Annotated in this window: 12 protein-coding genes and 1 other annotated feature; all 12 genes read right to left on the reverse strand. The window is 35.9% G+C overall.

All coding sequences use genetic code 11. The annotated features are described in order from the left end of the window. Window positions 1-117: 117 nt before the first annotated feature. Window positions 118-2,691, reverse strand: coding sequence for an FAD-dependent oxidoreductase (locus HMPREF9013_RS06985; protein WP_006627689.1), 2,574 nt, complete (start codon window positions 2,689-2,691; stop codon window positions 118-120). A 175-nt stretch (window positions 2,692-2,866) separates the two neighbouring features. Continuing rightward, window positions 2,867-3,079: a YneF family protein gene (locus tag HMPREF9013_RS06990; protein WP_006627690.1), complete on the reverse strand. Its 213-nt coding sequence runs from the start codon at window positions 3,077-3,079 to the stop codon at window positions 2,867-2,869. A gap of 43 nt (window positions 3,080-3,122) precedes the next feature. Beyond that, window positions 3,123-4,469 carry a metallophosphoesterase gene (locus HMPREF9013_RS06995; protein WP_006627691.1) on the reverse strand — a complete coding sequence of 449 codons (1,347 nt, stop codon included), beginning with the start codon at window positions 4,467-4,469 and terminating at the stop codon, window positions 3,123-3,125. Window positions 4,470-4,785: 316 nt separating this feature from the next. Continuing rightward, on the reverse strand, window positions 4,786-5,271 hold the full coding sequence (locus HMPREF9013_RS07000) for a hypothetical protein (RefSeq protein ID WP_006627692.1): 486 nt from the start codon (window positions 5,269-5,271) through the stop codon (window positions 4,786-4,788). Window positions 5,272-5,322: 51 nt separating this feature from the next. Continuing rightward, window positions 5,323-5,721, reverse strand: coding sequence for an L-2-amino-thiazoline-4-carboxylic acid hydrolase (locus HMPREF9013_RS07295; RefSeq protein ID WP_232209579.1), 399 nt, complete (start codon window positions 5,719-5,721; stop codon window positions 5,323-5,325). 11 nt (window positions 5,722-5,732) lie between these two features. Further along, window positions 5,733-5,963 (reverse strand): hypothetical protein, encoded by a 231-nt coding sequence (locus tag HMPREF9013_RS07300; RefSeq protein WP_050772099.1) that lies wholly within the window; start codon window positions 5,961-5,963, stop codon window positions 5,733-5,735. A gap of 189 nt (window positions 5,964-6,152) precedes the next feature. After that, window positions 6,153-7,523, reverse strand: coding sequence for a hypothetical protein (locus HMPREF9013_RS07010; protein ID WP_006627693.1), 1,371 nt, complete (start codon window positions 7,521-7,523; stop codon window positions 6,153-6,155). After that, entirely contained in the window at window positions 7,516-8,400 is an 885-nt protein-coding gene (locus HMPREF9013_RS07015) for an ABC transporter ATP-binding protein (RefSeq protein ID WP_006627694.1), read from the reverse strand. The genes HMPREF9013_RS07010 and HMPREF9013_RS07015 overlap by 8 nt, the downstream gene beginning before the upstream one ends. Then, window positions 8,393-8,752 (reverse strand): GntR family transcriptional regulator, encoded by a 360-nt coding sequence (locus tag HMPREF9013_RS07020; RefSeq protein WP_006627695.1) that lies wholly within the window; start codon window positions 8,750-8,752, stop codon window positions 8,393-8,395. Before HMPREF9013_RS07020 ends, HMPREF9013_RS07015 begins: the two co-directional genes overlap by 8 nt. 104 nt (window positions 8,753-8,856) lie before the next feature. After that, window positions 8,857-10,605, reverse strand: coding sequence for an aspartate--tRNA ligase (gene aspS, locus HMPREF9013_RS07025; protein WP_006627696.1), 1,749 nt, complete (start codon window positions 10,603-10,605; stop codon window positions 8,857-8,859). Further along, window positions 10,598-11,869: a histidine--tRNA ligase gene (gene hisS / locus HMPREF9013_RS07030; RefSeq protein WP_006627697.1), complete on the reverse strand. Its 1,272-nt coding sequence runs from the start codon at window positions 11,867-11,869 to the stop codon at window positions 10,598-10,600. Before hisS ends, aspS begins: the two co-directional genes overlap by 8 nt. 37 nt (window positions 11,870-11,906) lie before the next feature. Further along, window positions 11,907-12,106 (reverse strand) — a binding site (T-box leader). A gap of 65 nt (window positions 12,107-12,171) precedes the next feature. Continuing rightward, window positions 12,172-14,370, reverse strand: coding sequence for a RelA/SpoT family protein (locus HMPREF9013_RS07035; RefSeq protein WP_006627698.1), 2,199 nt, complete (start codon window positions 14,368-14,370; stop codon window positions 12,172-12,174). Window positions 14,371-14,392 lie beyond the last annotated feature (22 nt).

Genomic DNA, 14,392 nt, shown 5'->3' on the forward strand with positions numbered 1-14,392 from the left:
GTGATACATTCCTCAATATATTAAGAAAGATACAATATTTATATGAAGCTTATTTTGCAATAGAAAATAGGCAAAAATAAAAACAGTCTTTCCTTCGAAACACTGTTTTTATACATTCTATTTGTTATCTTCAACAATCGCTTTGGCAGCACTGCGACCAGAAACAAAAATTTCAACAATGGCATTACCACCTAAGCGGTTACCACCATGAATTCCACCAGTTACTTCACCTGCCGCATATAAGCCCTTAATAGCCTTGCCGTCTTTATCTAAGACATGGCGTTTCGCATCAACAACCAATCCTCCCATGGTATGGTGTGTGGATGGAGCTAATAGACGTATTTTTAACTTAACACCATCTAAAGTATATGTTTCCGGCTTAAACTTACCTTTCGCATCTTTTTCAGCTTTACCAATCAAATGAGTCCAGCCTGTCTTGGTTGGATTTAAATTCTTTTCCTGACCAGTCATCAAAGCCTTATCGTATTCTATGATTGTCTTCTTAACTTCTTCTGCATTAGTCTGTAATCCAAGTTGCTTAAATAAATCACCCAATTGATCCACTGTACGAGTGTATTGACGATTCTTAACATCACGATTCCATAACGTAAGGTCGTCGTCCTTTGGTGTACCATACGGATATGGTCCAGGAATATGATGATTATTATTCGCAATTTCAATGATAGTTCCATTAGAACCCTCAAAGCGAATACCATGATCAAATTCACCTAACGATAAAACATCCCGTTCTCCTGTTTCATTCACAAAACGCTTACCGGTCTTCGGATTGACGTAGATAGTATAATTACCACCACCAAAAGCCAAATTACCATTATCTACCCAAGAAATTGGCATCAATTGTGTATAACCCATACCGGTTAATTGTGCCCCTACTTTTTGAGCCATATCCAAACCACTACCCACTAAACTCGAACGATTGGTCGTCTTGGTAGAATCTGTCAACGCTCCATCTTTCCAATAAGTGTTTGTTTCTTTAACACGTTTAATATTAGCCGCATAACCTCCAGTGGTTAACACAACGCCCTTTTTAGCGTGTAAAATGACTTCTGTACCGTCATATTTTTGTGCTTTGACACCCGTTACTCTTCCATTTTCAACCATCAATTCAGTCGCTTTGGTACGTAATAAAATCTTATTCTTATCATGGTTAGCCACTGTATTTAATAATGTATTCTTCGTTGGTACAAAGTACGTATTCCATACCGATTTACCTTTCTTATTAGCACCATCTGGATCAGGAATTCCGTCCTTATTTAAATCCGATCCCAAGAAATCATTTTCACGATTCCATAAAGCCCCAACAATCGTAGGTTGAGTAGCGTTATCGAACATAGCCCCTTGAGATTCTAACCATCCTTTTAACTCTTGACCACCATTTACGAATTGTGCTACCAATTCATAATTACCATAAATCCATTCTGTCTTCTTCGCATTTTGTCTTAATCCACCATAATAGGTTTGGAAGATATGTAAGTTGACCGTTGAAAACAATGGCAATTCCGTTTCAGCCGTACCGGCATTTAGCTTAGGTTGTGCCCAATCAATGTAAGCTTTAATTTCTTTCTTTAGAGCTTTTAAAGTCCCTAAGTATTCCTTATGAACACCAGCTTTCGATAATTCATGGATATCTCCTGCCACAAAATTTCGATCCTTAAAATGATTACCATCAAATTCTTTTTCATTCCAATTTAAAATCGTCTTAAGAATCGTAATATTCCCGGCCGCTTGTTTTACTTTCTTATAAGTCTTGCCTTTATAGGTACCACTTGTCGCATTTGGTTTGGCAGGATCCCATACCAAATACTTTTGAACCGATTGGAATTGTCCACCGGAAGCCACGGTATTACCACCTATTTCCGCATTTTCTTCCACAACCGCCACACTGTTTCCCTCTTGTGCCGACTGAACAGCGCTAGCCATACCAGCTCCACCTGCCCCGACAATCACCACATCATAAGTTTCTTCTATCTTTTGACCGGCTTTATGAACCACTTTATTTTTCTTAAAACCTTCTAAATCACTTGCCTTTGCTTGCTTAGCCGCATCCACTAGCGCATTTTTAAAACCAATTGACGTAAAAGTAGCTCCCGAGACAACATCCACACCAGCTCCGTTGGCTTCCTTAGCCTCTTTCACTAAGTAATCAAAAGCTGGTTTACCAATATGAGCCGTTTCCTTGTTATCACTATATTGAATTTCCTTAATACCGTCTTTTGCAAAAGTCACTTTTAGACGAATGGATCCATTATAACCATTCCCTTGCCCAGTATAAGTTCCTTCCGTATAAGTCACCGGAACATTCTTATGTTCTGCCTTTTCACCATGATCCATCGCACCGGCTTTCTTTAAGGCATCATTGACTGCATCCATGATTCCCTTTGAAGTCATGGTCGCCCCCGATACTGTATCCACATTTGCCTTATTGGCCTTTTCAATAGCCTTTGGAATTTGTTCCAATGCCGGTTTTGCAATACTTTCCGTTTCTTTTTGATCCGTTATTTTGACTGATTCAATCTTATCTTTTGAAACAGTCACAGAGACTTTAATCTCTCCATTACGTCCTTTCCCCACTCCTTCATAGGTACCGGCTTTATACTTACCTCGGTTTGAACAACCAATAAGCGTTAAAGCCAAGATAGAACTTAAAAACAGATTGATTTTCTTCTTCATATTTCCTCCCCGCATATCGCTATGCACATTCATCTTAACAAAGCGCTTACATTGTGGCAATACCGCCCCCTCTTTCTTGGTGGTTTTTAAACCATATGTCTTTTTTTAATTCATCACTTATCCCATTACAAAAGAAAACTCATCCATAAAAAAAGAACAAATTTTACTCTGCTCTTTATTGTTTCATGGTCTTCATGACAGCTTTGATTTGAGCTTCGCTTGGTTTGCGACCCATCTGCATGAACATGGCACGAATCATCTTTTCAGTTACAGGTGGATTTGCTTTCAATTGCTTTTCAAAAGCACGTCTTGTTAAGAAAAAAGTCACTAAAGCTGACACAATAGCACCTGCTAAAAACATTCCTAATGAACTAAAAAATTCTGGCATGTATTTTACCTCACTTTTACTTGCTTATTCTATCTATTTTTTCTCAGACTTTCAAGTTCTTCACCTGATGAAATAGATCTTCATCCATCAAATGACGTTCTATAACGTGACGGATAAAACCATGATCATAGTGGCAAACTTCATCTTTCACTTTTAAACTTGGATAGCCTGTTCCTCTTTGTAGATAATCATCCGTCACAATGGAGTATACTTTCTTATCTTCTAATTTTTCACCATTTACAAAAAGATAACCATCCTTTTCCTGTACATTGGAACTAAAACTGAGAGTACCTAGCACCGTTCCTCTAAATCCCGGTCCTTTCCCGGATTGATGAATATGTTCTTCTATTTTGGATAAACGATACGCTTCTAGAATATCTTCTCCCTTCAATGAATACATGGTTGGATTCAATTTGGATGGAAATGTTTCCAACAGTGATTTTTGACTAACCGGTCGAAGCAAAGACTGATTGGCAATACCATGATGCATGATAGCCAAATCCTGTCCATAATCCTGCCATAAAGCCTCGCAAAGAAAACGAATCAATTCACAAGAATGAAATGGATCAAACCCCAGCTCATCATAAATCCTCATTTCTTTTTCCAGAATAGCATCCGCCCGTTTTAAAAAAACATCCCTTTTATTTTCAAACACGAGACTCTTTCCATCTTCCACATCAATTTGTTCACTTTTTACAAAGTGAATTCCATGCTCCGAAACATCCAATGTTAATACATCCAAAAGTTCCCCTTTACCACCTTGTAAATATTGATCCGTACAAATCTTTTGATGCGAATGACCACCCAAGATAAAATCAATTTCTTCAAACTCTTCCAAAAACTTCTTATCGACAAAATAGCCACTATGCGACAACAAAAGACAGAAATCGTATTGACCCTTTCTTTCAGTCAAAACTTCTCTTAAACTTGCAAAAGGTTCTTGCTGCTTTAAATGATCCATCACCATAAAATGATTATATCCATTTTCTTTTAGCTCTTCGTTATAATACGGTGTCAACCCAATCACTAAAATGGTTTGATTCGCTACTTTAAACAATTGACTGGAAGCCAGATTTTTTAATGGCTGATCAAACTCATCACTTAAATTAGCGGAAAGGTAAGGAAATCTTCCAAAGAGCTTCTTTAAAGAAGCTCCTAAATCGGTTTCATTATTCCCGATAGCTAACGCATCAGGATGACAAAGAGATAATAATTCCATAGCCATTTGTCCATGATCAACCGCCACCATTTTATGACTAATATCAATATAATCTCCACTATCCAAATAAAGGTCATCCTTCTTACGATGTTGTTGTAAATAAACAAATACTTTTTCTAAAAAAGAATAGTTACTATGTATGTCATTAGTATGAAATATTTGAATTTTCATGATTCTATTCTAGCTAATTTTATCAAAATGAAAACCCCTACAAAAAAAGAAAAAATGCTTGTTTTTTAAATACATAAAAAGCCAGAGGCTGATATGTTCCCTCTTATGTAGAGGTGGGCATTCTTATTCCCTCTTTAGGATTCTTGGGCGAACCAAGCATTCAACACCGAGGTCCTAATCAGAATTCCCTTATATCGAAATGTTAGAAAAATACAAATCCTCTGACAATTTTATTATAAAAGCTCACTGTTTGTTTTACCAGTCTTTTAATTCTTTTTAATTGTGGTAAAATACATCATCTATACTTCCAAATCATTTAATACATAAACACTATGAATTTAGCTAAAATGAAAGCCGCCACCAATAAAACAGGAATAAAGATAATTCTTTTTTTAATGACCTCTATCACACTAGGTATATATTCACTATCTTTTATACCTTTGATTTTTAACTTCTTGCTATTACTGGTCCATAAAATGTCCATGACTAGTCCATCAAAGATATTCCAAGATTGAAGAAAAATATTTAATTGAATAAACGCTTGTTTAAAATCATTGATTTTATTCCATGATCCAACCATTAATACCAAACTTCCAAACATTAAAACAATAAACAAAGAATAAAATATCATCTTATTTCTTTTGACTGTTTTATAATCTGTATAACCAAATTCAACAACTTGATCTATAACGGATTTAGGATAAAAATACACAATATTAATCGCATTACCTCTAAATGATAAAGCCACTAATAATGTGAATAATAAGCAATATAAAACTACTTGTAGAAATAAGAGATCCATTTTAAAGATAGCCTCCTTTAGTGATCCTATTTTATTTTTAAAGATCCATCATTATTTAGGATTCTGAACCTTGTCTCCAACAATCCAAAAATCGCACATATCATCACCTTTAGCTAATGTTTTATCCCTCAATAATTTTGCTTTTCTAGTTTTAATCGTAAGATGATCTAATTCGCAAAATATAGGAGCTATTTCTTCTAAGTGATGATCTTTAAAGAATTTAGCGATGGGACATTTAGTAAAATAATAATAAAAACCATCTTGATGACTATCATCAAAATTAAATTTCCAAGTTTCCGGATACTCTTTGCGATGAAGCTCTGCCCAATCAGAATTCCGATGCATAAGCTCTTTAAATTTTTTTAGATCTTTTGGATGATTATAATCTTTCTTGCCCATTAATTTTAACAATATGGGATCCGATAAAGTCATTCTCATGATTTCTTTCAAATCTTCAGAAATTATTTTACCTTCACTTCCCTGCATAAAAGAAAAAATAACAGACAAAAATAGAAATTAGAAGCCATAGGATTTTTAGTGCCAATATCATCCGCTTTATTTAGTAATTCTCTATATTCGATTTTAGCATTTCTAACAATCGTTTTAACATCTTCATGACTATATTTTGTTTTTAAGGCCCTTTTTATAAAAGGAATCATCACAAACCAATATATGGGTTGATACTTTAACATTTCCACCTCGACATAACACTAAATTAATGGATAAGATTATCACTATTTCTACTATAGCACTAATCAATTATGTTTACTATTTCCCATAGTAAATACTATCAAAATCTTAACTTTGGATTATGATTCTTCTTTATACAACCGTTTTAGATCCGTTGGAAAGACTCCTGATAAAAACAGGGGAATCGGTATCTACTTTTCAAATTCAACAATGGATGGATACTTCTTTAATATCTCTATCTCTTTCTCATTTAACGTTCTGTGCATTGCATAACGATACAAATTAGCGAATTTATCTGTTTTGGTATCATTTCGTACTCTTAAATAACCATACACTTTTTTATCACTATTTAATTGATAGTATTGATTAATTTCTTCCTTACGATACTTTTCCATCATATCAATAACTTCTTGATACTTGGAAAACTCATGAGTTGGAATACGAATATGTATGTTCCTTGTTCGATAGTCATCATTATTTATTTCGTAAATCAGTGTTTCTCCTACTTTTAATTGATATTGATTAGCCAGTCCAAAGCCCTTGGTATGCATGCCCATAAAAGCGAAACCGAAACCGATAGCCATTGTCAAAACAAATACAATCACATTATTTCTCGATAAAGCAATCTTTCGTCGATACACAAACATGGCGATCACATAAGCCAATAATAATAACAATAACGATAAAACGATCAAAAATCTTTCCATTTTCCAATATTGAAAAGCCAACGCAAACATCAATCCCCCTAAATACACATGAATGATCAATGGATACGCCATCGGATCATTGGATACCAGCTCTGCGTTTTCACTTGATCGACAAATAAAATAACGACGCAAACCAATGAGTGCCACAAGACCATACATCACCAGCAAAGATATCGTAAACCAAGCCGGATAAAAATCATAAATAGATCCCATAGTCATAAAAACTCTTAGATAATCATTTATAATCATCATAACCGGTGAGAACAACAGATATACTTCTCCTAACCAACCGACTCCCCAATCACCTTGACCTGCAATAATGGATGACGTAAACGATTTTTCCAAGAATAAAACAATGAAAAATATAAAGAAATAGGCGATCGTCATTATAATACCGTCAAACACATTATTAGCCACTAAGAAAACTAAGCTATTGACTAGCAATAATACCCCAATAGCTAACGCCATATAAAGGATCAATAATGGCCATTTTTGTAAAAAACCAGCGTTCATCAAAATATGAGCCAATACGGTTACTCCAAGCCAGTTCATTAACACAAAGAACCAAGCAAAACCAATGGTGCTTACTAATATAGTTCTTCGATTCAATGGTAATGCAAAATACTGATCAGAACTTCTTCGCCTTTGATATACTGAAAACAAAATAGCCGGTAAAACAAAACATAATATTAAAGATAAAGATAAAGCAACTGTCACAATGGTTTTCAAACGCAATACTCCATCTTCCATATCAGATAAAACAGGCGTAAAGGAAATCGCAAAGAAAACAAGTGTCAAGAAATTCCAAAGTATTTTTTTGGATTGATAAAGATACTTAAAATAGGATTTACTCATCTAAACTTCCTCGGCTTTCTAATTCATAAATAAACAATTCTTCAAAATTCACCGGCAATACGTCTAATAACAGCGGATTTAAAGTATATAGGTTTTCTTGAACTTCCTCTTGTTTCCCACGAATCACCAATTGATAGACCCTTCCTGCTTTTTCAAAATGAAGCACGTCCAAATCTTTGAAATTTGATCTTGTTAATTCCTGTTCAAAAGCAATTTGATATTTATGTAAGTCATCTTTAGATTCTAACAAATCACCCGTCCGAAGAATCTGCCCTTTTTCTAAAATCCCAAAAGAATCACAAATATCCTCCAATTCTTTTAAACTATGAGAAGAAATCAAAACCGTCAATTGTTCGCTTTCCACCAATTCGGCTAATACTTTTTTAAACTTCAAACGGATCAATGGTTCTAATCCATCATACGCCTCATCCAACAATAACAATTTTGGTTGAACTGCCAAAGCGAACAACAAAGCCACTCTTCTCTTATTTCCTTTGGATAAAGTAGAGATAGTCATTTTTTCATCCAACTCGAACATCTTTAAAAAGCGCTGGTAATTCTCCTTTGAAAAAGAATATAAGTTCTCATAAAAACACCTTTGACTACCTACCGTCGATCCTGTTGGAAAATATAAATCATCCGATACAAAGGCAATCTTCTTACGGACAGTCGCATCTAAATAGCTGTCTTGTCCATCAAAAAGAATTTCTCCTCTATCCAGTCGATATACTCCGGCAATTGATCGAAGTAACGTGGATTTCCCAGCACCGTTAATTCCTACCAAACCAAAGATGGAACCGGATGGAATCACTAAATCTAAATCACGCAAGACTTTTTTTGAACCAAAAGATTTGGTCCCTTTTTTTATTTCAAGCATTCTTTTCCTCCCTATATAGTTTTTGAATGATCGCTTCTAATTGTTCCTGTTTCATACCATTTTTTTGAAACGGTCTTAGAAAATTTAAGATTTCGCTTTCTAAACTTTGTTGAACATTAATTTTAGCGACATATACCCCTTTTTTGGGAACATTGTACACAAAACCTTGTTTTTCCAACTCACTATAGGCTTTCATCACAGTATTGGGATTAATGCCGTTATCTTGAGCCAATTGACGAATTGATGGTAAACGATCTTCTTCTTTCAAAATACCGACTTCGATAAATCGAATCATTTGGTTTTTAATTTGTTCTTGAAGAGGTATCTTAGATTGTAGATTTAATAGAAACATGTTACCTCCATCTGTATTATCTGTACTATCTGTCTTAAATATATAGTACAGATGATTTTCCGTCAACTAAAAAAACACCTGAAGGTGTTTTTTTAAGATGAATTCTACTTTTTGATTTCAATACCAACCACATTCAATTGCTCAGTCTCTACTTTATTCGGACTTTGAGACATCAAATCCATTGAAGAATTCGTTGTTGGAAAAGCGACAACATCACGAATATTATCCGTATGAGCCAAACACATAATCAATCTTTCTAAACCAATTCCCACTCCACCATGAGGAGGAGCACCATATTGAAAGGCTTCTAAGAAAAAACCGAATTTCTCTTTAGCTTGTTCAAAGGTCAGACCGATAGACTCAAACACTTTTTCTTGCACCTCTTGGCTATGAATACGAATAGAACCAGATAATAACTCATAACCGTTTAATACTAAGTCATAAGCACGAGCCAAAACACGCTGCGGATCACTCACCAGATATGGTATATCTTTTTCACGAATGGCAGTAAATGGATGGTGCGTTGCGACCCACCGCTTTTCCTCTTCTGAATATTCAAACATCGGGAAATCGGTCACCCAAGCAAAATGATAGTTTTCTCCTTCCGGAATTAAGTTTAATTCCTTAGCCAAACGAACACGTAAAGCTCCTAGAGCACTTAAAGTACGATTTTTAATCCCAGAAATCAAAAGAACCAAACCATTATTTTGAACCTGTAATTTTTCATCTAAATGCTTTAATTCTTCCTCACTCATGACTTTGCGAATAGAACCAGTATAGCTACCATTTTCCTTTTTTAAATAAGCTAATGCTTGAACTCCAAAACCATGTTTCACAAAATCTTGAAGTTGATCCAATGCCTTACGAGAATATTGATTCGCCGCATTTTCAAAGTATAAAGCACCAATGGTTCCTGTATCCTTTAACCCTTCTTGAAAGCCTACAAATTCAGATTTTTCAAAAATTTTTTTCATGTTTTGAATTTCATTTCCAAAACGTAAATCCGGTTTATCTGAACCATAGCGATCCAAACTATCTAAGTATGGAATTCTCTCAAAAGGTGTCTTTAATTCGATCTCTTTCGTTTCTTTCCAAATGGCTTTCATCAACTTTTCAACCACTGTAAAAATATCTTCTTCATCCGCAAAGCTCATTTCAATATCAATTTGATTAAATTCCGGTTGACGATCAGCTCTTAAATCTTCATCCCGATAACAACGGGCAATTTGATAGTACTTATCCAATCCGGCAATCATACATAGTTGTTTATAAATTTGTGGAGATTGAGGTAAAGCCCAAAATTTTCCCGGATAAATACGAGATGGGACCAAATAGTCACGAGCTCCTTCTGGTGTGGATCTGGCTAAAGTCGGTGTATCTATTTCTAAGAAACCTTGTTCTTCCAAAGATCTTCTAGCCGCCGATTTTACTTTTGCCCGTAACCATAAATTCTTTTGCAAAACAGGTCTTCTTAAATCCAAATAACGATATTGAAGCCGTGTTTCTTCTAAAGATTCGCTATCATCTTTGATTGGAAAAGGCGTTGTTTTAGAACGATTTAAAACCACCATCTTTGAAACCAGAACTTCAATATCGCCTGTCTCTAATTTTGGATTAGGATCCTTCCGAAGAGCCACCTTTCCTTCCACTTGTAAAACATACTCACTACGAATCTCTTTTACTTCCGGAATATCTTCTTCTTGAATCACCAATTGAACTAAACCAGAACGATCTCTTAAATCCACAAAGATCATGGATCCAAAGTTCCTTCTTGTATTGACCCAACCGACCAGCTGAACTAACTGACCGATGTCTTCTTTTCTTAAACTGCCGTTTTCTCGATTTCTAAGCATTGTCCTTATCCCAGCTTTCTAATTGTTTTATTAATTCTTGACGAACGATGGTCACTTGTGTCTTATCACTTGTCCGTTTGACATTGACCCGGCCATTTTTTACTTCATCTTCCCCGAGAATGATAACATACTTAGCTTCATGACGATCAGCCGACTTAAATTGTGACTTAAGAGATCTCGGTAATAAATTTGCCTCTACAATAAACCCATTCGTTCTTAATTCCTGTGCCATCTTTAAAACTTCTAAACTAACATCTCCTAACCCAATTACATAAGCATCACAAGTGATATCCTTGCCAAAATCGAATCCTTCATCACTAGCTAAAGAAATTAACCTTTCCATACCAATCGCAAACCCGATGCCCGACATATCAGGACCACCATAATACTCCACAAAGTGATCGTAGCGCCCTCCTGCAAAAATCGTTGCTTGAGCTCCACTATCTGGTCGAGTGGAAACCACTTCAAAGACAGTGTGTGTGTAATAATCCAAGCCACGAACCAAGTGATCATCTACTTCATAGGGAATTCCTAAAGCATCCAAAGCTGCTAATACACGACTGAAATATTCTCTAGACGCTTCATTTAAAGAATCGACTAAACGAGGTGCTTTATGTAAGCAATCTTGATCATGGTCAATTTTACAATCTAAAATACGAAGCGGATTTTGTTCATAACGACGACGACAATCAGAACACAACTCCTCCAAATGTGGTTGGAAATGTTCTTTCAAGGCTTGACGATAATTTGCCCTTGACTCATCATCTCCTAATGTGTTGATTAAAACTTTAATGGATGAGATGCCCATTTGTTTCACAAGATCATACCCCAAAGCAATCGTTTCCGCATCTAATTCAGGTGACTTAGCCCCAATATTTTCAATCCCAAATTGAGTGAATTGCCGTTGCCTTCCTTTTTGCGGTCTCTCATGACGAAACATAGCTCCTAAATAATACAAACGCACCGGTAATTCCATCGATCCATAAAGCTTATGTTGATCAAAGGAACGAATGACGCCCGCCGTCCCTTCCGGTCTTAAGGTATATGAATCTTTTCCCATATCGAAAGTGTACATTTCTTTATTCACCATATCAGAAGAATCATTTTCTCGTTTGAAAACCTTGGTTTCTTCAAAATAAGGAGTTCGAATTTCTTGATAGCGATATTTCTTGGTTATCTGCCGAATCACTTTTTCTACATAGTGCCATCGTTTCATCTCTTGTGGCAAAATATCATAAGTTCCTCTTGGTGTTTGATAGCTCATAACTTCATCCTTTCTTATTTCAAAAAAGCGTCCTTGTAAAAAGGACGCTTTCGCGCGGTACCACCTTTATTCATGAATGATCATTCATGCCCTTGACCTTAACGCAGTATCACGTATTTTCCTACTCTTTTCAGAAAATCTTCTCCGGAGTGTCCTGAATAAGTTCACCGTCAATGCTTGCACCATCTCATTGTCGCTAAATCGGTTTCCTTATTTTTTCTCCTTCTTTGAATTATCTTTGTTATTATACACTATTTTTAATGTGACACACCACTTCATGTTCATACCATCAATGGATCCATTTAATGAATCGTTCTTTCCACTGATGTGATAGAGTCAATTTTACGAATATTAGCCATTAAATTTTCTAGTTGTTCTAAATTTTTCACCCTCACTGACATCGCAAAGCTGGCCGTTAATGTCTCATGATTGGTGACCGCATTAATAGCTTCTAAAGTCAATCGACATTGAGAAACAATCGTCACAATATCTGTTAATAAGAAATTACGATCACTTGCAATCACCAACAAATCCGTTTGATAGGTTTGATCTTCCATATGTTCTTCCCAATAAACATCAATTAAATGAGCTCCTTTATGATTCGCATTAGGGCAAGAAGAACGATGCACCTTGACCCCATCCGTCTTGGTGATATGACCCACGATAGCATCGCCATATACCGGTAAACAACAATGCGCCAAAGACATTTTAATGGAATCAATTCCAGGTACAACCAAGCCCGATTTTGAAACTTTTTTTACAGACGATCTATTTAAAGAACGTGATAAATTCAAATCCTCCGCTACTCTAGACTTTTGATTCGTTAACCGCTCCGCTACCAAGCCGATGTTGATATTCCTAGTCGCAATACCATACATCAATTCTGTGTAATTTGAAGCCGGAAACGAATTACAGAGTTCAAATAGTTTATTTTTATCCATATATTCCTTCGGATCGAAACCTCGTTTTCTAAGTTCTTCACTCAACGCTCTTTCGCCATCTGGAACACGTTCTTCTTTTAATTGGGATTCTTTCTTTAAAAAATATGCCTTAATCTTATTCTTAGCCTGATTCGTCTTCACCACGTTCAACCAATCCTCTGAAGGACCCGTCCCTTTTTGTGTACGAATATGGACAACATCCCCTGTATGAAGAGGAGTATTCAAAGGAACCATAGCGTCATTGACAATCGCTCCTACCGTTGTATGACCAACATCTGTATGAATCCGATACGCAAAATCCAATGGCGTCGCTCCACTTGGTAAATCAATAACCCTTCCTTTTGGTGTCATAACATAAACATTCGCTTCAAAGATATCTTTTTGCAAGGTTTCCATATACTCACAAGGGCTTGCATTTTCCTCTGAATAAATCGCGAAGTCTCTGAACCAAGATAATTTCGCCTCAATTTCTTTATTTGCGGTATGTTTATCATACTTCGTTCCCTCTTTATAACGCCAATGGGCCGCAATCCCTCTTTCCGCAATCGCATCCATTTCTTCTGTTCGAATTTGCACTTCAAAAATCTTTCCTGAATCACCAATGATCGTCGTATGCAAGGACTGATACATGTTAGGCTTTGGAACAGCGATATAATCTTTCAAACGCCCGGGAATCGGCTTATAAGTTGCGTGAATATAACCCAATATTTCATAACAATTCAACTCTGTCTTTGTCACAATACGAATCGCCAATAAATCTAAAATTTCATCAAAACGCTTATTCTTTTTCTTCATCTTACGATAGATGGAATATAAGTGCTTTGAGCGACCAAAAATACGAAATTCCAAATGATTTTCTCTTAAAACAGTTGAAATATCTTGAATCATCACATTTACATTATGATCCCGTTCGGTTTTCTTAGCTTCCACTAAATGAGCAATACGGTAATATTCCTCCCGATTCAAATAATAAAAACTCAAATCTTCCAATTCATTTTTAATGGTCGAAATACCTAAACGATGAGCAATAGGCGTATACACATCCAACGTTTCTGAGGCAATTCGTTTTTGGCTGGCTTCGGGCTGAAATTGAAGCGTACGCATATTATGAAGACGATCACAAAGTTTAATTAAAATAACGCGAATATCTCTTGCCATCGCAATAAAAATTTTACGATGATTGGCCGCCTGGTATTCCGGATCATCTTTACCTTTGTATTCCAAAGTACCAATTTTGGTCACAGACTCCACCAAAGAAGCGACTTCTTCCCCAAAATCTTTGGCTAAAGTTTCCTTCAAAATACCGCAATCCTCAATCACATCATGTAAAAAACCGGCACTAATCGTCTGTGGATCCACTCGCAATGTTGCCAAAATATAAGCCACATTAGCCAAGTGAAAAAAATAAGGTTCGCCACTCTTACGAAATTGGCCAGCATGCTTTTCCAACGCATAGTTCGCCGCTTTTTCAATTAAAGAAAGGGATTCTTCTTGATGAATATATGTTTGAGCTTCCTTTAAAACATCCGATATGCCTGGATTATTCATGATTTGTTTCATCTTTTCTCCCCTCCTTCCAATA

The organism is Bulleidia extructa W1219, from assembly GCF_000177375.1.
Classification (GTDB): Bacteria; Bacillota_I; Bacilli_A; order Erysipelotrichales; family Erysipelotrichaceae; genus Bulleidia; species Bulleidia extructa.